Raw genomic sequence first — 20,338 nt, 5'->3', positions numbered from 1 at the left:
AAAAAGACTCCTATTCGTATGGAATTTTATACGAATATGCTTATTACGTAATTTCCTTCCCACGAACAACAGGACGTTGTCAGTGTGTGGGATAAAGATATGTAAGCTTTAAAATTGGTAGGTTTCCCTAGTCCTTGTTTCTTACTCAGAGCGTACTAAAATTACATGAGAAAAGGAGGAGAATGTATTCCTCCACCTTTTGCCCATTTAACTTATAGTCCTTTTTGTCCCATGAAAGCAACTAGGTCAACAACACGAGTTGAGTAACCCATTTCGTTGTCATACCATGAAAGAACTTTAACCATGTTTCCTTCCATTACCATAGTTGATAGACCATCAAGGATAGAAGAATGTGTGTTTCCAACAATATCAGAAGATACTAGTGGAGCTTCACTGTATTCAAAGATTCCTTTAAGTTCACCTTCTGCTGCTTCTTTGAACGCTTGGTTCACTTCTTCAGCAGTAACATCTTTTTCTACTTCTGCTACTAAGTCTACCATAGAACCGTCTGGAACTGGTACACGAACAGCCATACCATTTAATTTACCTTGTAACTCTGGTAATACTAGAGAAACTGCTTTTGCAGCACCAGTAGTTGTAGGAATAATGTTTTCAGCTGCCGCACGAGCACGACGATAATCTTTGTGTGGTAAGTCAAGAATTTGTTGGTCATTTGTATATGCGTGAACAGTTGTCATTAGACCACGTTTAATTCCGAATTTATCGTTAAGCACTTTTGCAAATGGTGCTAAACAGTTTGTTGTACAAGAAGCATTTGATACGATATGGTGCTGACTTGGATCGTATTGGTCTTGGTTAACACCCATTACGATAGTTAAATCTTCATTTTTCGCAGGAGCTGAGATGATTACTTTTTTCGCACCAGCATCGATATGTTTTTGAGAAGAATCACGATCAACGAAGCGACCAGTAGATTCAACTACTACTTCAACACCAAGCTCGCCCCATGGAAGATTGCCTGGGTCACGCTCAGCTAATACTTTAATTTCTTTTCCACCAACAACGATGTTAGAACCGTTAACGGATACTTCTTGCTCTAATACACCATGTACTGAGTCATATTTTAATAGATGTGCAAGCATATTAGCATCTGTTAAGTCATTTACTGCTACGATTTCTACATCGTCTCTTTTTAGTGCTTGACGAAATACGTTACGTCCAATACGACCAAAACCATTAATACCAACTTTTACTGCCATTGTATATTCCTCCTAAAATTCTATAAGTATTATTTATTTAAAGGGAAGTATCCCTTAAAATCTGTTCCGCAGCTGCCTCATCTGTAATGAGCACATTGCTTGTACCATGCGTGAAATAGGATTCGATTGCTTTAGCCTTCGATTTACCACCAGCAACGGTAACGACATGTTTCATCGACTCTAAATCCTCTAACTGCAATCCAACCGTACGCACCTTGTGAACAACATTGCCTTGTTGATCAAAATAGTAACCAAATGCTTCACTAACTGCATTTTCCTCTACTAGCTTTTCCCTCAATTCATGTGGTGTCTTTCGGCGGTCTGCCATCGTCAATGCATCACCAATCCCATGTAAGACAATATCAGCATTTTTGATAAGCTGTAATACTTCTATAATAGAAGGCTCTTGGATGATGTTTTGATAGGACGAGTCACTGATTGGATCTGGGACATAAAGTAAACGATAATCTCCCTGTGCTTTACGGGACATTTGTGCCACAATCGTATTGGCTTGGTTTTCCATTTTCTCGCCAATGCCACCACGTGCTGGTACAAATAGGCAATTATTTTCTACTTCGAACGGTGTCATTACACTAGCAACAGAAGCCATCGTCGTTCCACCCGTTACAGCAATCGTAGCATTGGGGGTTATAATCTTTTTAAGATAGGAGACACACGCTTTTCCCATCTCTTGTTTAACCCATTCTGCGTCATCACTGTTTCCTGGAACTACAACAACATTCTCTACTTGTAATGTTTCCCTAATTCGATTTTCTAAAACAGTTAAGCCCATTATTTCACTCATAAATTGATTGAGTTGTTCTAGAACCTTTTCACCTTGTTCCGTAACAAGCATACCCTTTGTCGTAACTTCTAATAACCCCTGTTCGTAAAGTAAATCAATTTCACTTCGAACCTGTCTTTCCGTTAATTGACTACTCTCCGCAAGACCTCTTCTTCCAATAGGTTGATAGAGGTTTACCGTGCGTAACAGAGAGAATCTGGTTTGCATTACTTCTAACAAGTCAGGTATGAGCTTTTTCTGTAGGTCGAATAGTTCTTTCATGACATTACCCCTTTAGAATCGGGAACAAAAATGTCCCACGCATTCTTATGGTGTCCCACATATCCCAAAAAAATACACATAGTAGAATCCTATGTACATTATTATCATATCATAATGCGTAAAATATACAACCAATATGATTGTAAATTATCCTTATTTCTTTTGTAAATTCTCATGCAATGTTGTTTCAACCGAATTGTAGTCAATCTGTTCACAATTCAACTGAACGCCATTTATTTCGATTACTGGAATGGATAAATGATAGTTTTCTAACCATTCGTCATTTGTGTAAATATCTCGCTTCTCAATTTCAAAATGATAATCCTGTTGGAACATCCCTAGTAATGCTTCAGCGTTATCACAAAGAGAACAGTTTTCTTTCGTGTAAAATATGACTTTTTCCATTAGGGCACCTTCTACATTTAACTTTTCTATTTCTAAGACCATAGTATACAAAACAAACCGATAAATCCAAAAATTATGCTCCTACATGATTAGAAATTGGACCAGTAGATAATATATTGTCCAGTTTAAAGGTTCTTATTTTCTTACGCCAATAACAATAAGCCACCAGATATTCCTGGTTCATACTTAATACCCGAACAATCCGTTTAGAAACATTGTTATGCCGATCCATATAGAAAATAATGATTTTCTCTTTGTTTTCCATTGAACGTAGAAACAGCTTCTCCATAGCCAAAGCCTCCCAACAGGAACATTTGTTCTTATTTTATCATGTAGAATAGGTTGAAGCAAGACTATAATAAAACTGAATTGCACATAATTTTTTATCAAAATCCGACATAATACGAAATTTTTAAATCTTTTATATAGAAATCTACTAAAGTAAAATGATAAAATAATAGGCGGTCATAAGTATAAAGAACTAATCAAAATTACCTAGTTGCCAACTTGTTATTATCAATAAAATATGATAAAGAGTGATATCATGCCAAAATCAAAATTTGTTGTAGTTTATGAGATAGTTTTAGCAACTTTAGCAATCATTTCTGTCATATTTACTCCACAAATGAATCATTGCGAATTCTTGATAGGATTGTTTGGCTACTTCTATTCATTGATGTTACGGTTCGTTTCATTCATTCAACAAGTAAATGGAGCTACATTAAATCAAACCCATTTGATATCATCGCTATCATACCACTAGATAGTATTTTCCATACTGCAAGATTGGTTCGTTTATTACGTTTAATCCGGCTACTTTCCTTTAGTACGAAACATTTCAAAGTTATCCAAGATATCCTGCGAACGAACAGTCTTGACAAAGTACTTATTACTTCTGTACTCATACTTGTTACCTCAACGATTCTAGTGACAAACTTCGAGCCAAATATTGAATCCTATGCCGACGGACTTTGGTGGTCTATCGTTACAACTTCAACAGTGGGATATGGCGATATTTCCCCTAGCACACCGATAGGAAGATTAACGGCTGTATTTCTCATGATAGTTGGGATAGGTATTATAGGGATGTTATCAAGTTCCATAACTACATATTTTATAAGAGAAAGAAAAAACACGAACCCTACTATTGACTATATTAAATCGGAACTGGATAGATATGATCAACTTAATCTAAGTGAAAAAGAAAGATTGGTAGTTATCCTACAAGATTTAAATAACCAAAAGAATAAAGAGTTTGGGCAATTTTAATATAATTTAGGGGAATTTAGAAGGAAAGAAGGGATTAATTGGGAATTGGATTAAGTGGTTGTTCTTAAGCATAATCACACTTGGAAGCTATGGTTTTTAGGTGTTTATTAAACTAGAAGATTGGAAAGTAAAACATACTACATATGAAAATTAAACCTAGATAACTACATTTAGTTGCCCACACTCTGTAATAAATTGTAGAAAATAGTGTTGCAATGAAGTGCAAGAAACTAAGATTTGCTAATTCAAAATTTAAATCTAGTATAAAAAGAACGTTATATGTTTCTCCTACTTCTTTTCGGAGAAATATGTCGTTCTACAAGTTAATTTGAAGTTGATTATATTTATTTAAGGCGAAAATAGAGGTGATTGAATGTCTACCCTTTCCTTACTCCTATTAAAAATCAAACGATTAAAAAGGGAAATAGGGCAATTAGAATATCAAAAATCAAAAGCTATAAAAGTAGAAGTTGATGCATTAAAGAAAATAAGACGAGCAAGTGATATAATTGCACAAAACAAGAGCGTTGGTACAGTGCGAGCTAGACAAAAAGAAATTGAACGTGCAAATACTAAAATCCAAAAAGCTAAGAATAAACAAGATGAATACATAAAAAAATCTGCCATTAAAAACTTAGAATTAAACAAAGCAATGAGCGAATTATCAAAAGCTAAAAAGAATTACATAGTAAAACTTTTTAAAGAATAGAAGTTAGCTAATAATATTATTAATAAGTAAACGTAACGCTAACCACTTCTTTAAAGAATACCTCTTATTCCGTCTATAACACGTAATCATAAACCCCAGCTGGTTTCCGTTTCACAGCTGGGGTTTATGATTATTTTCATTTATTTAATCATCGGACTCTCAAACGGTCGCCTGGACGAATAACATCACTTGTCATCCCATTCAAGCTTTTAATAGCTTCAACTGTAGTATTATACTGTTGTGCGATCCCCCATAATGTTTCCCCAGATTGGACAATGTGGTAAACTACCCCACCACTGACAATCAGAACCTGCCCTGGATAAATGGTATCACCTGTCAGACCGTTTAAATCCTTTAATTGTTGTACCGTCATATTATGGGCTTGGGCAATACTCCACAATGTGTCACCAGGCTGTACGGTGTAAGTATTAGTTCCTCCATTATCTTTCCTTCTTAATCCGAGATGAGAAGCAATGGCATCAGCTAGCGCCTTTCCTGTTCGATCCATTACGATATCATCACGCATTTTGACAATATCGATGGTAGAATCCATAAACCCACCTTCAATTAGAATTGCTGGCATATTGGATGCACGAAGCATATGGAAGTTTTCCGACTTAATACCGCGATCTCGTAAGCCCATGGCACCAACAATAGCTGGATGAATTTTTCTTGCTAAAGCAAGACCGGTAGAAGAACCGGGATAATGATAGGTTTCTGTACCAGTCCAAGAACCCCATTGACCTGTGTTAGCGTTGTGATGATACGATATCAAAATATCTGCACCTTCACTGTTTGCCTTATTCGTACGTGCTGTTAAAGATACATCGGTGTTCCCAGTCGGGTCATCTAAACGAATAATAATGGCATTTTCATACTCATTCAAATACCTAGTAGCTGCAACTACTACTTTGTTGTTGAAATACCACTCCCTTTCACCATCCGGAGTTCTTTTCCCTGGTGTATTCATACCATGTCCTGCGTCTAATGCGATTTTAGCCATACAAAATCTCCTCCTACTATTTTTTATATTAAAAAAGTGACTTGCCCATTTGGACTAGCCACTTTTTTAATCCGTTAGTTTTTGTATCGTAATATTACACATCATCTCTCGGTTTTTGATATGTTCTTGCTTGTACACTATCACTTAAGCCCTTGGTTGTCGGATCAATCAGTGCATTCCAAACACTTACCAATACTAGTGCCAATACATATGGATTAGAGATTGCTTGTGCAAGAACATTCCCCATTATCACCCATGTAGTTAAATCCTCAAATTTAATACCTAAGTAGCTGATAATGGGTAACAAGATTGCTAGAATAAGCTGGGCATAATACTGGATTACTAAATCTAACTTACCAGTTAACCTTCACCCTCCATCACCTCCCATCAGAAGTCGATAAAAAAGAGCCCTTACCGTGGCGGTAAACGCTCTTCAATATCATCCAGCTTAGTTATAACAATGTCATACTTTGTGCTAAATCCTTTTAATATTTCGTTTTGATCATCAATTGTTTGATAGAGTTGTTTCTCTCTTTCATTTGCCTCTTTTCTACTTGTATAAAAAAGCCAAACAAAAAGAACTGCAAATGGTCCTTGTGTAAGAAAGTATTGAATTAATGTTTCATCCATGGTTACTCACTTAACTTCCTAATCGTTCCATCCTTTAGCATAATTACTTCTGTATTTGCCTCACTTAATTTACGAAAAAGAAAAATCGTATTCTTCCCTTCTAACATTGCACGTTTTGGATCCATTATATCCCCTCCTATACATTTTTACTTCAACCATAACGTGAAGTAATTGATTTCCTACTTAGATTTCAGGAATCATGTTGACATTACTTGGTTGCATGAATTACTTGGCTCCGATTTGCCTAGTAAATCCAGCTTTCCTTTCCCTAACTCCCTTAAACCATTCAATCCTCCTACCCTACAATTCCTATTCCACCGTATTACAGGGCTCCAATAAGCTTAGGAGCCTTTGATAATCGCTCGCTCAGATAAAAATATATAGAGCGTGTATCGTCTACTTAATCCAAGAGATCCATTTGAAAAAGCTCCCTTCACTTATTAAGAACTTCATACGACATTTGCACGACTAATCTTGCTCTTCGCACGTTCCATATGCTTTGTGTATCGTCTAGTTAATCCAAGAGCTTCATTTGAAAAAGCTCCCTTCACTAATCAAGAACTTCATACGACATTTGCACGACTAATCTTGCTCTTCGCACGTTCCATATGCTTTGTATATCGTCTAGTTAATCCAGGAGCTTCATTTGAAAAAGCTCCTTTCACTTATTAAGAACTTCATACGACATTTGCACGACTAATCTTGCTCTTCGCACGCTCCATATGCTTTGTGTATCGTCTACTTAATCCAAGAGATCCATTTGAAAAAGCTCCCTTCACTTATTAAGAACTTCATACGACATTTGCACGACTAATCTTGCTCTTCGCACGTTCCATATGCTTTGTGTATCGTCTACTTAATCCAGGAGCTCCATTTGAAAAAGCTCCCTTCACTTATTAAGAACTTCATACGACATTTGCACGACTAATCTTGCTCTTCGCACGTTCTATATGCTTTTGGACTGTACTTCTTCCAATATTTAATTCCTGAGCTATTTCCGCGAATGATTGCGCATAGACCGTATGCAATAGAAAGCATTGCCTCTGTCTCGGTGTCATCTCTGCTAGTATATTGAGAATCGTACTTTTTTCCTTCTCATCTAATTTCCGTTCTTCAGGAATAATCTCCAGTGATGGAAACATGTCCATATCCTCTATTGCTATACGTTGATAAGCTGCCTTTTTATCAACTCCGCGTATTTTATTTGGCTCTCGACCGGTAGACATCCACTCAATTGCTTCTTGAACCGTTTCAATCATGCTATTTATTTGTGTCTTATCTAACTGATCAAGCAATGAATCGCCTAGATTGTTTTTCATTTTGTATAGCTCTTGCTTACTTTGTTCATATTCTAAAATTAACTTATCTGCCCAATTATCCTTTGTTTTTTCACCCATCTAATCTCCTCCAAACGCTTCATATGAATTAAACAAAAAAGAGGCCACTAAACATTAGCCGTAGCTAACATTCAGTGTCCTCCAGCTTACTGGTAGAACGATTTATTCGCCGTATTAACTCTAGCAAGATCCAAAGAATCTATTTTTCAGCTTGCTTTATTTAAAATTCTTCCCCTTCATCAAACTTAATTCGCTTTACCTTCCCTTGATGTGTAACAACCTTTGTCTCACCATGTTCAGGTAAATTAGTAATCCTAGCCTTTCCTTGACTATAGACAACTACAAATGGCCTCTGACTTTCACTGATGTCAATGGTTAATACACCTCTCTTAATAGGAATATCTTGTAATCTCATATCATCTCCTCCAGTTCTCCCTTTCCAGCCTTTTTGTAAAGGTTGAGATAAATTATTAACATAATGGTTAGTAATAAAATCATAATTGATATTTCTTTTCTATCGATCCCTCCTTCGAAAATCTATCAAACATTCATCGTATGTGTACTATGATAGATGGTATACTTTTGTGTCGTCTTATGACACATAACCATTATAAAAATACTCTCCATTGATTATTAGAGAGTTGCTAACTATTTTGCATCGACTTAGTGTTCAAAATATACTCCCCCCACGTTGGGTTCCGACACATTTTCCTCTTTGGAAGCTGTAAAAGCCTATTATAAATTGGCATCGTATGACCTCTTTTTAGAAATGGGTGTCTCTACGTGTTGCACCTTGACACTAAGAATAAGCTATTATGTGTTAAATGTCAACACAAAATAGATAATTCTTTATTTTTGTGTTGTTTTGCGATACAATAACAAATAAGTCGAGGAACCAGTGGTGATACGTATGGTAGATAATAATAAAATTGGAGAGTTTTTGCGGAATTATCGTAAAGAACATAACAGAATGTCTTTACGTGCTCTATCCGAAAAGACGGGTATTAGTTTCTCTCATTTAAGTAAAATTGAACGTGGTGAACACAATCCTTCTAAACCCACATTAAGAGTATTAGCTGAAAAGCTAGACTTAAATTTGGATAACCTCTTCATAATGGCTGGGTTTGCACCTGAGAAAAAAATCAGTAGTTCGGATTTGCTTTATTCTAATCCGGACCCTGAAGAGCTTCAGAAGTTTAGAATCATCGATAAGATTACTAGCGAATTCCATGATGCGGATTTGATGTTTAATGACCTTGCCAATATGACACCAGAACAATTAGAAGAGGTATATGAATTTATAAAATTTAAATTAAGTAAGAAATAAGGTAGATTAGTTCGCTTTAGAATCATATTTTTGAATAATATCACTTACTAAAAAGATAAACATTAATTTCATACATGGACTTGTAAAGGGGTGCAACTTGCACGCCTAATCTTTTACCACGAAACAGAACACACATTCGCGTTATTCGACATAGGGGGAATGAAATGTATACACATTTAGAAGATTATGTTTTCAACTTATACCATAATTTATCCATTAGTCATCCTGAACAATTAGATATAGAAGAAATAGCCAGTAAACTTGGGATTAATCTTTATTACAGTTCTTCTACCTATAGATATGGTAATAACATTATTCTCCAATATGATACTAAACAAAAACAATGGCAATTATTCGGGCATGAAATCTGTCATTATTTAAGGCATTTCGGTAACCAGCTGACCATGAAAAAATCCTTTAAGGACCTTCAAGAATGGCAAGCGAACCATTTTGCTTATCACTTTTGCGTTCCAACCTTTATGCTGGAAAACATACACACACCTACTGTAACGGATATTATAACCATTTTTAATGTGGAATTTGATTTTGCACTTAGAAGACTAGAAATGTATCAGAGTAAGTTGCATTTAGATGGGGATAGCTTATGTTTAGGTATGTAGTTAAGAGGTTTGCAAACTTTATTTTACTCAAATAGGGCAAGGGGGATAACTTAATCCCTTGCTTTTATTACGCGATTAAAAGGGATTCGAACTCTCGGCAAACCTGGTACCGGAAACCGGGGTGGGTTAGTATAAACTGAATCAGATGAAGTGACAATACTGTCACACCATTTCATTATTTGTTATATAATTCGATTTTGTATACGAACTCCCTCTTGCTAAGATTAAGTTAACAATAAGTTAGAAAAGGGGGCATCTGATGGAACAACTATTATTTATTGTGTCTATGAGTGCTTTAGGCTTATGCTTTTGCGTTTTCATTTTAGGGATTTTTAATCATGGTTTACGTAATCTATTTGAATCAAAATACACAAAAGTATCCGCTTTATTGTTTGTTATTTATATACTTACCTTCATACCTTACCTAATAATTTCATCTATTTAAAATAAGAATTGCTTCCGATATAATAGTTATAGAATGATAGGGATAGGGTGTGATGTTATGAAAAAATTAAAAGATCTCGATCTTAATCTAGTTATCTCTCTCTCGATTCTTTGTTCTCTTCTGTCATCTATGACTCTAGGTATAATTATAGCTATATTACTCTTTGATGATTTTAGTTATCAATATGCAATTTTTTATGCTATAATTTTTTTCTTTTGTTACCTACTGTTTGCTTCTACAATCCAGATCCTGCTAAGCCTGAAACCCAAAAAGTTATATATCCCGTACTTACTAGTTTATGTTGTAGGCGCACTGGTAGCCTCTGCTATTGTTATCTTTTTAATGAACGAAGTCGATAATCCATTTGCTAATCCAAATATTTTAACTAACTACTATATTATTAGTGGATCAGCCGCAATCATTTTTTGGCTATTTGACTCGATTATTTTACAGGGTAAAATAGATAATTAAAGTAAGCTATCTTATTAACTGGAGTAATTATTGATAGTGTTATTCATATTCTCTCCTCACCCCGAATGGAAACTTTACGAATACACCTTTTATGATGTACATAATCATCATAAATACTAGTTTAAGAGCAATAACGGATGATTTGAATGAATTACCCCCACCCTTTAGGATGTTGTAAGGCTTAGTTGAGGTCCATACGTCTTTAAAATGTGGATTAACATTCTACTGGACGTTAAACACTATTTTTTCTTCCTCATCATTATCGCTCCACTCATCGACAATGACGATTTCTTCTGTTTCATCATATGTGTTCTCTTTGGATAACTTTTCAACTTCTGCCTCAGCCATTTTTAATATTAGCCTGCATAAGTTGTAATTTGAGCTTACGTTCGTCATCATCTTGCGCTAGGTCATTAAACTGCTTAATAAGATTACGTAATTCAGACATTGCCCTGGACTGTGCTGTTAAGAAAGTAGCATGCCTATCCCATGCAAACTAGAACTGTATTCTTCTTCAATCGTGTTTTTCTCTAACTTAACACCGTCTTCATCCGGTATCTCATGAAACTCATATTTAGCTTTCTTCAATTCCTTAATCATTTCTTCTTTAGACTCAACATGCATAATTTGTTGAGCCCGAATAATAGCAGCATACTGTATCATGATCTGGTCCCACATTAAATCAGTAGCGCTATTTTCTTCTAACATTCCCATGAGTTCTAATGTCTCTTGTGGGATGTATTTAGAGAAAAGACCATGGGTGACTGCGTTTTGATTACCTTTCGGAGCAGAACCACCTTTATTTCCTTTTGCGTTCCTATTTCCTTTAGGTGCGCCTCATCTTTTTGTGTGCACACTTTCTTGTTTTGTATCCACACCATCACGAGACCACTTATAAGAGTTTTACATGATATAACTGTGTTCAGATATACACTATGTTTTTCAGCGATCTCTTTGTATTGTATTTCATGCTTTTTAAATAATCTTGGTAAGCTAATTCTTTTTTGTCGGCCATTTACATTCTCACCCACCTCCAACTTTATTGAGTGTGTTTTGGAGCAAAGAAAAAAGCACCCGTTATTCGGATGCCTTAATTATTCCATGATAAGTACCAATTAACTCTATACTATAGTTATTCGGCCTAAACACTCTTATAGATTCATAGACCTCTTTTTCTTCTCTATTTTTCTCGTCTATCCAAGCTCCAATTGCTTCTTGACTTGTCTGAGCTTCTACAACATACTTGTCATTAGAATACCTTATCAAATACAAATTCATTAATATGTCACCTCAAGGATTCTTATAGAATTTCAACAGAGTATCTTACTGTACCATTTGCTCCACCTAGGTTAATCACAATGTACCAAGTTCCTGTATAGGGAACTGTAATTCTTGCTGGTGACACTTTTGCTAAACCACCATAGTATTTGTACTGTTTCCCATTTCTAAATTTTGAATAATTTAATGGATCTAGCAAAAGAACATTTGCTTGTTTGTCTAACTGAACACTCACAACATCACCTTGATTTAGTTGTTCTTTAGAATATTTATAGTTCATAAGTAACGCACCCCCCTTCTGCCTACATCATTCGACAAAAAGGAAGGATTTTCCTGCTTCAACTAAAAAAAGCACCCAATGGGTGCCTTAGTTACCAAATATTTTTTTCGAAAGATAGTTATAAGCTTCAGCTATCTCTTCCTTACTCATAACAGGTCCTTTTTCAGCACTCGACTTAATCATTGTCTGAACAATGTCAGAAATGATTTCAGATCTAGATTTATTTGCCATCAAATATCCCTCCCTTCTGTCTTCAACATTCGACAGAATGAGGGTATTTTCCTTCTATTCTGATAATAAAAACCCATCAAACCAATTGTTCAGTGGCTTTAGAAAGGATGTATTCCGGCAGGAATATTGACCTAGCCGTCTTGTCTTCCATTTTAAACTTCTTTTTCTCCTCAATCAACTCTAGCAAGAACTAACATCTTTGGCACAATTGGCACAACATATCGTCTTTCATTGCTCGTATCTTATTACGATTAACTCCTAAGTGAACTGCAATAGAACGATAGCTCATGCCTTCCATCATGCAATCTAGTATTATTTTTTTGCTGTCCGTTTTAGATAATCTACTAGCATTTCAACCGTTTTAACTTTATCAAAGAACTCTTTCCAGCGTTGGTATTTCCTTTGTTCCCTGCTGTTCATGGCTTCTATTTCAGCAGCACTTCTTCGCATTTTTGTAGAATTCATCATACCCATCTAGTATTCTCTTAAATAGAACATTCATATAAATTTACCTCCTTTTATAAGCATATACTTTATTTTAAAAACTTATTATTAAATTTCTTTAGATCTCTGAAAGTGATAATTTGAAACTTTCGCCCTTCATTTTTCTACGGATGCGGTGTCTAGACAAGTCCAAATCATATTATTTTTGTTGCCCTCTTAGCACGTTCGTGGTAGTCATCTTTATGTTTATCCCAATCATTTACTATGATATACATGTAATCATCTACTGAAATACTTTCATTTTTGTATCCCAAATCCTTTCTCATTTCCAATAATAATTCAGCGATAATAAACTGATACTTAGCTTGTTCATTTATTCCGCCTACCTGTACTATTTGAGAATACCTGCGATACTCTACAAACTTTTTAAGCGTCTTTTCTCCTGCAAAAAACATTAAATCCTTTGTAAATGTATTCATTGCCTTTTCCAATGCTGTCGCGGTTTGTACTGGATTCTTATTACCTTTTACACTTAACATAGCTATATTTAGCATTTCAGTGAATTGAGAAAACTTTTCTATTTTTCTTATGTGCAAGTTTTCCTCGGAAACTCTTAATCTTTCTACTTCTTTTTGTAAATCGCTTTTAAAATCCTCTAATTTCAAGTTTAATAGATATTCTGGAGTCTTTTTTATAACCCCGATAACAATGAATCCGACGATTAATATAGCTATTGTTATAATTTCACCAAGACTCAAAAACTCTTCCCCCTCTTCACTATAGATTGAACCTTTGTGTATTTGTAACTTTATCTAGCCTGCTATTATTGGTTATAATCATATAATATCATCTTCTACTAGGTTCCCTAGAATATCTTGTTGATTCCTAAAGCTTTCGTTCTCAATACACTCGTTTACTAATTTTAAAAGGAGTTTATACTTATCAATCTCTTTACTAAAGAAACTTAAAGCAAAAATAAGAACCGAAAAAACAACTACAAAAGTTAAAATATAAAATGTGGCTTTTGTATCTAATGATAATATACCGTTTAAGTAACTTATCAGTGAAGTAGTAATTACTGAGAGTAGCATAGTATTTGTTACAGTTGTTAAAGTAGTTAGTCTTGGGCTTTCAACACGGATTTCTAAAAAAATTTTTAAAGCACTTAATTTTTCTTTGCTATCAAAATTATTTGTTATCTCTTCTTTTATTTTCCCAAAATTTCCAATGATATCTTTTCTATTAAATTCTTTAATGTTAGATAGTTTATTATATAAATCAATCCAAGTATGTTCTCCCATCCATTCAAACAAGCTATAATTTTTCATTTTTCTCTCTTCATATTTTTTTATTAGGTAATTAAATAACTTGTCCATTATAAATATAAAAACAAAGAGAAAAATATTAATCATTATCATTATGACTATCATTGCTAAAATCATATATATATTGAATTCATTCAATCTTGCTTTTTCATATATAATCAGCCCAAATAAAATTATGAATGTAGTATTAGTTAAAATGTAAAAAAACTTCAAAACTCTTCCCCCTCATCAAACTTAATTCGATTCACCCTCCCTTGATGGGTACCTTTGTCTCACCATGTTCAGGTAAATACGTTATTTTCGCCTCTCCTTGACAATAGACAACGACGAATGGCTTATCATCTTTTATATCGACATTTAATGTATTTCCCTTTAGAGGAATAGCTTGTAACCTCATAATATCGCCCCACTCTTGTAAGCTATAATGCTTTTTTATAGCACGAATCACATAAGCAACTTTTCTTATTCAGTGGTTTCACTCTCCATTCTTTGCATGCGGAAAATAAACTCACTTACAGGTTGATCTACTTCTATAAAGGTTCTGTACGGTGCTAGGGTTAGGAACTTCTACATTCCCTATTGTTGCAACTCCAACTTTCGCAACTATCGCTTGGGATACCCCATCATCTTTTATCGTCTTAACCTGGGCTTCTGTAATATTTCCAACAACTTTTAACATGATTTCGCGATTTTCATTTTGTTCGAATCTAGATTACAGTTTAATCTTGAAATCCTCGTATCATACCAGCTATCAAAACGAAAGCTAGATAGTAATGCTTCTGCTTTTACAAGAAAGTTCCTATTTTTCTCAGCTTTTAATGTTGTTAAGACTAATACATCAGTTGGATATTCAACGTGTGGTACAACTAGTCTTTCATCTAAGCTTAAATCTACATTAGATTTTAATTATCGACCAATCCTGTTAATGTATGAACTGAGAATGCTATAGTAGACTTCTATCTAGTGCATTAAAACAAGGAAAATGGTATCAAAGAAGGAATCATGGAGGATAAAGTAGCTCCTAATGTAGATAGAAAGGAAATTGAATATTGGTCAGGGGAAGAAGTACAAGCTTTCATGAATAACCTCAAAAGTAAAAATCATACATTACAAGCATTCTTGCTTTAGCAAACTGAAATGCGTAGTTGTGAAATACTGGATTTAAGGTGGTCTCATGTAGATTTTGATAAGAAAAAGATATCAGTTAACCAACAACTCAAAAAGGATGCTACAGGAGATTGGAACCTATCTTCTCAGCTAAAAAACATCCACTAGCTATTAAACTATCGGTATCGACGATGATACTATTGAACTATTAAAAAATCATAAAAGGCAACAAGAAAAAGATAAAATGAAATGTGGACCAGACTATTAATAACTTAGTAAGTTGTACATCGACTGGTGAGGTAATTAAGCAAACTTATTTAAGAACTGTTTTCAATCGGACAATCGAAAAAAGTGGGGTTAAAAAATAAGCTTTCATGGATTACGTCATACTCATGCTACCCTATTATTAAGAAATGGCGTACTTCCGAAAGTGGTACAAGAAAGATTAGGACATAGATCCATTCAAACAACACTAGATACTTATTCTCACGTTGTTCCAGGCATACAAGAAATTGCAGTTACTAGTATCCAAAATTCTCTTTGAGAGGGAAATTAACCTAAAATAATATAAAGATAATCAAAAAATAACTAAACAATTATTTCAAAATCCACAAGTTAGAAAACTGTTAGAAAGACATAAAAGTGGCAAGGGATAAGAAACTCTCACACCCTTGCCACTATTGACTTTAAAGACGCGCCCAGAGGGATTCGAACCCCCGGCAAACCTGGTACCGGAAACCAGTGCTCTATCCAGCTGAGCTATGGGCGCATAAGGATTTAGTTAATCAAAAAACGAACACATAGGCTATTATAACGTCTGTAGACTTAATTAACAAGTATTTTTAGTTGAAAATGGTTTAATTCGTTCATCTGACGGGCATGATGGAAAATGTGCTTTTGTCAATATAAACAAGATGAAATATTAGTCGAACGTTTTTGTTTGACCTTAATTGACCATTGTTATATGATAAAATTATCCAAGGATTGGATATATCCATAGGAAAAGATTAAAGGAGGAATTCCAATGAACTTAATACCTACAGTTATTGAACAAACAAATCGTGGTGAACGCGCATATGATATTTATTCCCGTTTATTAAAAGACAGAATCATTATGTTAGGAAGTGCAATTGATGATAATGTAGCAAACTCTATCGTTGCTCAATTATTATTCTTAGAAGCTGAAGATCCTGGAAAAGATATTTCCCTATACATTAACTCACCAGGTGGATCCATCACTGCTGGTATGGCAATCTATGATACCATGCAATTTATTAAATCTGATGTATCTACTATTTGTACTGGAATGGCTGCATCTATGGGTGCTTTCCTATTAGCAGCTGGTGCAAAAGGTAAGCGATATGCTTTACCTAATAGTGAAGTAATGATTCACCAACCACTAGGTGGTACACAAGGTCAAGCTACTGACATTGAAATTCATGCAAAACGCATCATTCAAATGAGAGAAAACTTAAACAAAATTCTATCTGAACGTACTGGTCAGCCAATTGAAGTAATTAACCGTGATACAGAGCGTGATAACTTCATGACAGCTGCAGGTGCTGTTGAATATGGTTTAATTGATAAAGTGTTAGAGCGTAAACCAGAATAGTATAGTAATAAGAGAGGGCAGTCCTAATGGATTCACCCTCTCTTTTTTGCTGTCTATAATGTTATCTATTTCACATACTTAACTACGTAAAGGAATTTATTTCTTGCTAACAAAAGATACCAAATGATTCAATGCCACTTCCTCATCTGATCCATCTGCTATTAATTTAATCGATTCACCAGTTGTAATCGCTAAACTCATTAGCCCCATGATACTCTTTGCATTTACTCGTTTGCCCTCTTTTTCCAAAAATAATTGCGCGGAATAGCGATTTGCTTCTTGCACAAATTGTGCAGCAGGTCTAGCCTGTAACCCCGATTCAAGCTCAACTGTAACAACTCTCTCCACCATATATCCTCATCCTCCCCCAAAGTAAGCGCAAACAACACGATGTATAATTAAAAAAATATTCATGATATTTTATTATATCATGAATATCCAAAATGACAATTAAGTTAAGACAAAATTTCGCCTTGTTTGATTTTTTCTGCAAATTCATCTATTTTCTTAAGTCGGTGATTAATACCTGACTTTGAAATTTTACCACTAGAAACTAATTCCCCTAATTCTTTTAACGATACGTCCTCATGTTGAACTCGTAACAACGCAACCTCGCGTAGCTTTTCAGGTAATGCTTCAAGTCCTACCGTTCTCTCGATCAATTTAATATTCTCAATTTGCCTGAAAGCAGCACCAATCGTTTTATTTAAATTAGCCGTTTCACAGTTCACTAGTCTATTTACGGAGTTACGCATATCTCTTACAATACGTACATCCTCAAACTTAAATAGGGCATTGTTTGCTCCAATAATACTTAAGAACTCGGTAATCTTTTCCGCTTCCTTCATATAAACAATAAATCCCTTTTTACGCTCCAACACCCTTGCACGTAAGCCAAAGGAATTTAGTAGTTCACATAACGCATCATTATGTTCTTCGCTCGTGTTGGAAATTTCTAGATGGTAAGAAGAGGTCTCTGGATTATTAATCGATCCCCCTGCTAGAAATGCCCCTCGTAAATAGGCTCTCTTGCAGCAATCTTTTTCTAAGTATTGGGGCGATATGTCTCGTACAAATGTATAAGAATCCTTCATAATGCCTAATTCTGTAAGCATTTCATGGACGTCTTCCTTAAGACGAACAATGTACACATTATTCTTCTTAAGCTTCATCTTCTTACGTACTAAAAGCTCCACCGGTATCGGTGAGAAGCTTGCTTTAATTAATGTATAGATACGTCTAGCAATTGCGGCATTTTCTGTTTGTACATCTAATGTGTACCTAAAATTGGACAAGGACACGGTACCGTTCATCCGAATAAGTGCCGCTAGCTCTGCATAAGAACAACAATCCTCAATCTCTGTAGCAGTTAGCTCTTTTTTTATTTCAGAAGCAAAGGACATTCTACTCCCTCCTTTACCTTATTTTTTTATTAATGAATACAATAGAGTAGCAATTTTTTTTGTATCGTGACGAATCGTACCTTTGGAATAATCAATGATATCGCCATCTATTATCTCTAATCCCATATCCAATAATCGTTCAATATCATATTCTACTGGCTCTGCTTTTTCTCCAGCATAGACATTACGAATCTTTGGATCAATCTGCTTTCTATTTACCACGACCGCATCAATGACATGCTTGCCAACATGATCGGTAATGGCTTGTACATGATCACTTGCTGAGAAACCTGTCGTCTCGCCATACTGAGTCATCACATTACAGACATAGACGATTTTAGCCTTTGCATGCTGTAATGCCTCACCAATATGCGGAATAATTAAATTGGGCATGATACTAGTATATAAACTTCCCGGTGAAATGACGATTAAATCAGCAGTTTCAATTGCTTTAATTGCATTTGGAAGTGGTGTTACATCTTCCGGATTTAGGAACACTCGCTTAATTTGTTTACCAGATGTAGGGATATTAGATTCCCCTTCCACAATGGTTCCATCTTTCATTTCCGCACAAAGTTTAATGTTTTCATTGGAAATCGGGTAGATTTTCCCCTTCACATTTAACACTCTAGAAATCTCTTTTATTCCAGTATAAAAATCCCCGGTGATGGATGTCATCGCAGCTAATAGGAGATTTCCCATAGAGTGGCCAGATAAATCATTTCCATTCACAAAGCGATGCTGGAAAAGTTGAATTAACATTGGCTCGACTTCTGACATTGCTGCGATAACATTGCGAATATCACCAGGTGCGGGAATGGCCATATCATTTCTAATTCTTCCGGTACTTCCACCATCATCGGCAACCGTAACTAATGCAGTTAATTTTATAGGGAGGCTTTTTAGTCCACGCAAAAGAACTGGCATCCCAGTTCCTCCGCCAATCACCACAATCCGTGGTAGCTTCTGTTCTGTCATTATTTAATGGCCCTTTCTCTTCTCAATGTCTCGATGTGTGACATGTGTAATATAGTTAGCTGCTAATTTCTTTGCGAAATACTCTGCTAGTGCTACAGATCGATGTTGGCCACCTGTACACCCAATACCTACAACAAGCTGAGATTTACCTTCCTTCTTATACTGTGGAAGCATGAATTGTAATAAATCCAACACTTTTTCCTGGAATTTCTGTGTTTCCGACCATTTGAACACATAGGAGGATACATCCTGATTTAATCCTGTTAAAGGCTGTAAGTGGGCGACATAATGTGGATTTGGAAGAAAACGCACATCAAACACTAGATCAGCGTCAATTGGAATTCCATATTTAAAGCCAAAGGATACCATATTGACAGAAAAAATTTCCTGCTTTTCTTCAGCATAGTAATTAAGGATTTTCTCCCGTAATTGTCGTGGCTTTAAATTAGATGTATCAATCACACGATGTGCACGGCCTCGCATCTCGTCAAGAATTTGACGTTCTTGCTCAATACCTTTTAATGGTAAATCACCAAATGCTAAAGGATGGGAGCGTCGAGTTTCTTTATATCGTGTAACGAGCTGCTGATCTTTTGCATCAAGGAATAAAATATGTTCATCTAGCCACTCTTCATCACTTAGCAGGTCGAGTGCTTCGAATAAGGAATCAAAAAATTCTCGGCCACGAAGGTCCATTACTAGGGCAACTTTATGAATATTGTTGGTTGAATCCCGCATTAATTCAAGAAATTTTGGTAGTAAGGCCGGTGGGAGATTGTCTACACAGTAATAGCCTAAATCTTCAAAGCTCTGAATAGCGACGGTTTTACCGGCACCAGACATTCCAGTTATAATGACCATCTTTGTCTCCTGTTCAACATTTGTCACTTGTATCACCTCATACCGTTCGCTTAGATTTTTATATATCTACATCTCGAATGTAGTTAAATTGTATACTACTATATCTATTATACATGTAATCAATTTAATGCCACAAGAATATGATTATTTTTCCTTTTTTTATGCCATCCGCGCATTATCCGACGAAATAAATCAAAACCACCAGTGTGAACTGGTGGTTTGCTCTGCGGCTTGAAGCCTCTTTTACCGGCCTTGGCCTTAAAGGCCCACTGAATGGTTTTCCCTTACGCACCACATCCACGCACTGATTCTAAAGA

Annotated in this window: 28 protein-coding genes, 1 tRNA gene and 3 pseudogenes; 9 read left to right on the top strand and 23 right to left on the bottom strand. The window is 35.4% G+C overall.

Annotated elements, in window-relative coordinates; all coding sequences use genetic code 11:
* Nucleotides 1–212: 212 nt before the first annotated feature.
* From gap to AAIB49_RS14420, 4 genes are all read right to left on the bottom strand, one after another.
* Entirely contained in the window at nucleotides 213–1,220 is a 1,008-nt protein-coding gene (gene gap, locus AAIB49_RS14435) for a type I glyceraldehyde-3-phosphate dehydrogenase (RefSeq protein ID WP_343458426.1), read from the bottom strand.
* A 37-nt stretch (nucleotides 1,221–1,257) separates the two neighbouring features.
* Nucleotides 1,258–2,286 (bottom strand): sugar-binding transcriptional regulator, encoded by a 1,029-nt coding sequence (locus AAIB49_RS14430; protein ID WP_343458424.1) that lies wholly within the window; start codon nucleotides 2,284–2,286, stop codon nucleotides 1,258–1,260.
* A gap of 153 nt (nucleotides 2,287–2,439) precedes the next feature.
* Nucleotides 2,440–2,691 carry a glutaredoxin family protein gene (locus tag AAIB49_RS14425; protein ID WP_339214004.1) on the bottom strand — a complete coding sequence of 84 codons (252 nt, stop codon included), beginning with the start codon at nucleotides 2,689–2,691 and terminating at the stop codon, nucleotides 2,440–2,442.
* A gap of 73 nt (nucleotides 2,692–2,764) precedes the next feature.
* Nucleotides 2,765–2,980 (bottom strand): WYL domain-containing protein, encoded by a 216-nt coding sequence (locus AAIB49_RS14420; protein WP_343458423.1) that lies wholly within the window; start codon nucleotides 2,978–2,980, stop codon nucleotides 2,765–2,767.
* A 344-nt stretch (nucleotides 2,981–3,324) separates the two neighbouring features.
* Here AAIB49_RS14420 and AAIB49_RS14415 point away from each other — a divergent pair, with 344 nt between their 5' ends.
* The 3 genes and pseudogenes from AAIB49_RS14415 (at nucleotide 3,325) to AAIB49_RS14405 (ending at nucleotide 4,669) form a co-directional block, all read left to right on the top strand.
* A complete protein-coding gene (locus tag AAIB49_RS14415; RefSeq protein ID WP_343458422.1) occupies nucleotides 3,325–3,960 on the top strand; it encodes a potassium channel family protein in 636 nt (211 codons plus the stop codon).
* A gap of 31 nt (nucleotides 3,961–3,991) precedes the next feature.
* Nucleotides 3,992–4,060 (top strand): annotated as a pseudogene (locus tag AAIB49_RS14410) (hypothetical protein); the annotation flags it as partial.
* 273 nt (nucleotides 4,061–4,333) lie between these two features.
* On the top strand, nucleotides 4,334–4,669 hold the full coding sequence (locus AAIB49_RS14405) for a hypothetical protein (protein ID WP_343458421.1): 336 nt from the start codon (nucleotides 4,334–4,336) through the stop codon (nucleotides 4,667–4,669).
* Nucleotides 4,670–4,817: 148 nt separating this feature from the next.
* Here the strand turns inward: AAIB49_RS14405 and AAIB49_RS14400 are convergent, their stop codons facing one another.
* The 6 genes from AAIB49_RS14400 to AAIB49_RS14375 all read right to left on the bottom strand — a co-directional run bounded on the left by AAIB49_RS14400 (nucleotide 4,818) and on the right by AAIB49_RS14375 (nucleotide 8,054).
* Nucleotides 4,818–5,672: an N-acetylmuramoyl-L-alanine amidase family protein gene (locus AAIB49_RS14400; RefSeq protein ID WP_343458420.1), complete on the bottom strand. Its 855-nt coding sequence runs from the start codon at nucleotides 5,670–5,672 to the stop codon at nucleotides 4,818–4,820.
* Between the two features lie 94 nt (nucleotides 5,673–5,766).
* Complete coding sequence (locus AAIB49_RS14395; RefSeq protein WP_343458419.1) at nucleotides 5,767–5,979, bottom strand: phage holin; 213 nt, start codon at nucleotides 5,977–5,979, stop codon at nucleotides 5,767–5,769.
* A gap of 104 nt (nucleotides 5,980–6,083) precedes the next feature.
* Nucleotides 6,084–6,302, bottom strand: coding sequence for a BhlA/UviB family holin-like peptide (locus tag AAIB49_RS14390; protein WP_186870556.1), 219 nt, complete (start codon nucleotides 6,300–6,302; stop codon nucleotides 6,084–6,086).
* Between the two features lie 2 nt (nucleotides 6,303–6,304).
* Entirely contained in the window at nucleotides 6,305–6,427 is a 123-nt protein-coding gene (locus tag AAIB49_RS14385) for a hypothetical protein (protein ID WP_339213997.1), read from the bottom strand.
* 780 nt (nucleotides 6,428–7,207) lie between these two features.
* Entirely contained in the window at nucleotides 7,208–7,699 is a 492-nt protein-coding gene (locus AAIB49_RS14380; protein WP_343458418.1) for a sigma-70 family RNA polymerase sigma factor, read from the bottom strand.
* Between the two features lie 160 nt (nucleotides 7,700–7,859).
* Nucleotides 7,860–8,054 carry an XtrA/YqaO family protein gene (locus AAIB49_RS14375; protein ID WP_339213994.1) on the bottom strand — a complete coding sequence of 65 codons (195 nt, stop codon included), beginning with the start codon at nucleotides 8,052–8,054 and terminating at the stop codon, nucleotides 7,860–7,862.
* Nucleotides 8,055–8,549: 495 nt separating this feature from the next.
* Here AAIB49_RS14375 and AAIB49_RS14370 point away from each other — a divergent pair, with 495 nt between their 5' ends.
* From AAIB49_RS14370 to AAIB49_RS14360, 3 genes are all read left to right on the top strand, one after another.
* Nucleotides 8,550–8,966, top strand: coding sequence for a helix-turn-helix domain-containing protein (locus tag AAIB49_RS14370; protein WP_339213992.1), 417 nt, complete (start codon nucleotides 8,550–8,552; stop codon nucleotides 8,964–8,966).
* Between the two features lie 164 nt (nucleotides 8,967–9,130).
* Nucleotides 9,131–9,586, top strand: a complete 456-nt coding sequence (locus AAIB49_RS14365; RefSeq protein ID WP_339213990.1) for an ImmA/IrrE family metallo-endopeptidase — start codon at nucleotides 9,131–9,133, stop codon at nucleotides 9,584–9,586.
* A 502-nt stretch (nucleotides 9,587–10,088) separates the two neighbouring features.
* A complete protein-coding gene (locus tag AAIB49_RS14360; RefSeq protein WP_343458416.1) occupies nucleotides 10,089–10,502 on the top strand; it encodes a UPF0715 family protein in 414 nt (137 codons plus the stop codon).
* A 222-nt stretch (nucleotides 10,503–10,724) separates the two neighbouring features.
* On the opposite strand, the pseudogene terS reads toward AAIB49_RS14360, so the two are convergent.
* The 8 genes and pseudogenes from terS to AAIB49_RS14320 form a co-directional block, all read right to left on the bottom strand.
* Nucleotides 10,725–11,517 (bottom strand): annotated as a pseudogene (gene terS, locus AAIB49_RS14355) (phage terminase small subunit).
* A gap of 62 nt (nucleotides 11,518–11,579) precedes the next feature.
* Nucleotides 11,580–11,780, bottom strand: coding sequence for a hypothetical protein (locus AAIB49_RS14350; protein WP_343458415.1), 201 nt, complete (start codon nucleotides 11,778–11,780; stop codon nucleotides 11,580–11,582).
* Between the two features lie 22 nt (nucleotides 11,781–11,802).
* Nucleotides 11,803–12,060, bottom strand: coding sequence for a DUF1883 domain-containing protein (locus tag AAIB49_RS14345; protein WP_343458414.1), 258 nt, complete (start codon nucleotides 12,058–12,060; stop codon nucleotides 11,803–11,805).
* Nucleotides 12,061–12,147: 87 nt separating this feature from the next.
* A complete protein-coding gene (locus tag AAIB49_RS14340; protein ID WP_343458413.1) occupies nucleotides 12,148–12,291 on the bottom strand; it encodes a hypothetical protein in 144 nt (47 codons plus the stop codon).
* Nucleotides 12,292–12,603: 312 nt separating this feature from the next.
* The gene (locus AAIB49_RS14335) at nucleotides 12,604–12,765 is read right to left on the bottom strand and encodes a hypothetical protein (RefSeq protein WP_343458412.1); all 162 of its coding nucleotides are present in this window, start codon (nucleotides 12,763–12,765) and stop codon (nucleotides 12,604–12,606) included.
* Nucleotides 12,766–12,929: 164 nt separating this feature from the next.
* Nucleotides 12,930–13,493 carry a hypothetical protein gene (locus AAIB49_RS14330; RefSeq protein WP_343458411.1) on the bottom strand — a complete coding sequence of 188 codons (564 nt, stop codon included), beginning with the start codon at nucleotides 13,491–13,493 and terminating at the stop codon, nucleotides 12,930–12,932.
* A 78-nt stretch (nucleotides 13,494–13,571) separates the two neighbouring features.
* A complete protein-coding gene (locus tag AAIB49_RS14325; RefSeq protein WP_343458410.1) occupies nucleotides 13,572–14,273 on the bottom strand; it encodes a hypothetical protein in 702 nt (233 codons plus the stop codon).
* Nucleotides 14,270–14,457, bottom strand: a pseudogene (locus AAIB49_RS14320) (XtrA/YqaO family protein). The gene AAIB49_RS14325 and the pseudogene AAIB49_RS14320 overlap by 4 nt, the downstream one beginning before the upstream one ends.
* 605 nt (nucleotides 14,458–15,062) lie before the next feature.
* Between AAIB49_RS14320 and AAIB49_RS14315 the strand changes: the two are divergent.
* Nucleotides 15,063–15,188 (top strand): hypothetical protein, encoded by a 126-nt coding sequence (locus tag AAIB49_RS14315; protein ID WP_343458408.1) that lies wholly within the window; start codon nucleotides 15,063–15,065, stop codon nucleotides 15,186–15,188.
* A 343-nt stretch (nucleotides 15,189–15,531) separates the two neighbouring features.
* Nucleotides 15,532–15,711 (top strand): tyrosine-type recombinase/integrase, encoded by a 180-nt coding sequence (locus AAIB49_RS14310; RefSeq protein ID WP_481857870.1) that lies wholly within the window; start codon nucleotides 15,532–15,534, stop codon nucleotides 15,709–15,711.
* 149 nt (nucleotides 15,712–15,860) lie between these two features.
* Here the strand turns inward: AAIB49_RS14310 and AAIB49_RS14305 are convergent.
* Nucleotides 15,861–15,936 (bottom strand) — tRNA-Arg (locus tag AAIB49_RS14305).
* 255 nt (nucleotides 15,937–16,191) lie between these two features.
* Here AAIB49_RS14305 and clpP point away from each other — a divergent pair.
* Nucleotides 16,192–16,779, top strand: coding sequence for an ATP-dependent Clp endopeptidase proteolytic subunit ClpP (clpP, locus tag AAIB49_RS14300; RefSeq protein WP_186870571.1), 588 nt, complete (start codon nucleotides 16,192–16,194; stop codon nucleotides 16,777–16,779).
* Between the two features lie 96 nt (nucleotides 16,780–16,875).
* Here clpP and AAIB49_RS14295 read toward each other — a convergent pair whose 3' ends face one another.
* From AAIB49_RS14295 to rapZ, 4 genes are all read right to left on the bottom strand, one after another.
* Nucleotides 16,876–17,130: an HPr family phosphocarrier protein gene (locus AAIB49_RS14295; RefSeq protein ID WP_343458407.1), complete on the bottom strand. Its 255-nt coding sequence runs from the start codon at nucleotides 17,128–17,130 to the stop codon at nucleotides 16,876–16,878.
* A 104-nt stretch (nucleotides 17,131–17,234) separates the two neighbouring features.
* The gene (whiA, locus tag AAIB49_RS14290) at nucleotides 17,235–18,182 is read right to left on the bottom strand and encodes a DNA-binding protein WhiA (protein WP_186870573.1); all 948 of its coding nucleotides are present in this window, start codon (nucleotides 18,180–18,182) and stop codon (nucleotides 17,235–17,237) included.
* Between the two features lie 18 nt (nucleotides 18,183–18,200).
* Nucleotides 18,201–19,160 carry a gluconeogenesis factor YvcK family protein gene (locus AAIB49_RS14285; protein WP_186870574.1) on the bottom strand — a complete coding sequence of 320 codons (960 nt, stop codon included), beginning with the start codon at nucleotides 19,158–19,160 and terminating at the stop codon, nucleotides 18,201–18,203.
* A 3-nt stretch (nucleotides 19,161–19,163) separates the two neighbouring features.
* Nucleotides 19,164–20,021 (bottom strand): RNase adapter RapZ, encoded by an 858-nt coding sequence (rapZ, locus tag AAIB49_RS14280; protein ID WP_186870653.1) that lies wholly within the window; start codon nucleotides 20,019–20,021, stop codon nucleotides 19,164–19,166.
* Nucleotides 20,022–20,338: the final 317 nt, after the last annotated feature.

The sequence above is a fragment of the Ornithinibacillus proteolyticus genome (assembly GCF_039581225.1).
GTDB classification, from domain to species: domain Bacteria; phylum Bacillota; class Bacilli; order Bacillales; family Amphibacillaceae; genus Ornithinibacillus; species Ornithinibacillus massiliensis.
This window is presented reverse-complemented; position numbering and strand designations above follow the sequence as displayed.

Coding starts and splice junctions, on each gene's coding strand:
- gap (WP_343458426.1), bottom strand. CDS start 1,220: ATGGCAGTAAAAGTTGGTATTAATGGTTTTGGTCGTATTGGACGTAAC.
- AAIB49_RS14430 (WP_343458424.1), bottom strand. CDS start 2,286: ATGAAAGAACTATTCGACCTACAGAAAAAGCTCATACCTGACTTGTTA.
- AAIB49_RS14425 (WP_339214004.1), bottom strand. CDS start 2,691: ATGGAAAAAGTCATATTTTACACGAAAGAAAACTGTTCTCTTTGTGAT.
- AAIB49_RS14420 (WP_343458423.1), bottom strand. CDS start 2,980: ATGGAGAAGCTGTTTCTACGTTCAATGGAAAACAAAGAGAAAATCATT.
- AAIB49_RS14405 (WP_343458421.1), top strand. CDS start 4,334: ATGTCTACCCTTTCCTTACTCCTATTAAAAATCAAACGATTAAAAAGG.
- AAIB49_RS14400 (WP_343458420.1), bottom strand. CDS start 5,672: ATGGCTAAAATCGCATTAGACGCAGGACATGGTATGAATACACCAGGG.
- AAIB49_RS14390 (WP_186870556.1), bottom strand. CDS start 6,302: ATGGATGAAACATTAATTCAATACTTTCTTACACAAGGACCATTTGCA.
- AAIB49_RS14385 (WP_339213997.1), bottom strand. CDS start 6,427: ATGGATCCAAAACGTGCAATGTTAGAAGGGAAGAATACGATTTTTCTT.
- AAIB49_RS14380 (WP_343458418.1), bottom strand. CDS start 7,699: ATGGGTGAAAAAACAAAGGATAATTGGGCAGATAAGTTAATTTTAGAA.
- AAIB49_RS14375 (WP_339213994.1), bottom strand. CDS start 8,054: ATGAGATTACAAGATATTCCTATTAAGAGAGGTGTATTAACCATTGAC.
- AAIB49_RS14370 (WP_339213992.1), top strand. CDS start 8,550: ATGGTAGATAATAATAAAATTGGAGAGTTTTTGCGGAATTATCGTAAA.
- AAIB49_RS14365 (WP_339213990.1), top strand. CDS start 9,131: ATGTATACACATTTAGAAGATTATGTTTTCAACTTATACCATAATTTA.
- AAIB49_RS14360 (WP_343458416.1), top strand. CDS start 10,089: ATGAAAAAATTAAAAGATCTCGATCTTAATCTAGTTATCTCTCTCTCG.
- AAIB49_RS14350 (WP_343458415.1), bottom strand. CDS start 11,780: ATGAATTTGTATTTGATAAGGTATTCTAATGACAAGTATGTTGTAGAA.
- AAIB49_RS14345 (WP_343458414.1), bottom strand. CDS start 12,060: ATGAACTATAAATATTCTAAAGAACAACTAAATCAAGGTGATGTTGTG.
- AAIB49_RS14340 (WP_343458413.1), bottom strand. CDS start 12,291: ATGGCAAATAAATCTAGATCTGAAATCATTTCTGACATTGTTCAGACA.
- AAIB49_RS14335 (WP_343458412.1), bottom strand. CDS start 12,765: ATGGGTATGATGAATTCTACAAAAATGCGAAGAAGTGCTGCTGAAATA.
- AAIB49_RS14315 (WP_343458408.1), top strand. CDS start 15,063: ATGGAGGATAAAGTAGCTCCTAATGTAGATAGAAAGGAAATTGAATAT.
- clpP (WP_186870571.1), top strand. CDS start 16,192: ATGAACTTAATACCTACAGTTATTGAACAAACAAATCGTGGTGAACGC.
- AAIB49_RS14295 (WP_343458407.1), bottom strand. CDS start 17,130: ATGGTGGAGAGAGTTGTTACAGTTGAGCTTGAATCGGGGTTACAGGCT.
- whiA (WP_186870573.1), bottom strand. CDS start 18,182: ATGTCCTTTGCTTCTGAAATAAAAAAAGAGCTAACTGCTACAGAGATT.
- AAIB49_RS14285 (WP_186870574.1), bottom strand. CDS start 19,160: ATGACAGAACAGAAGCTACCACGGATTGTGGTGATTGGCGGAGGAACT.
- rapZ (WP_186870653.1), bottom strand. CDS start 20,021: ATGGTCATTATAACTGGAATGTCTGGTGCCGGTAAAACCGTCGCTATT.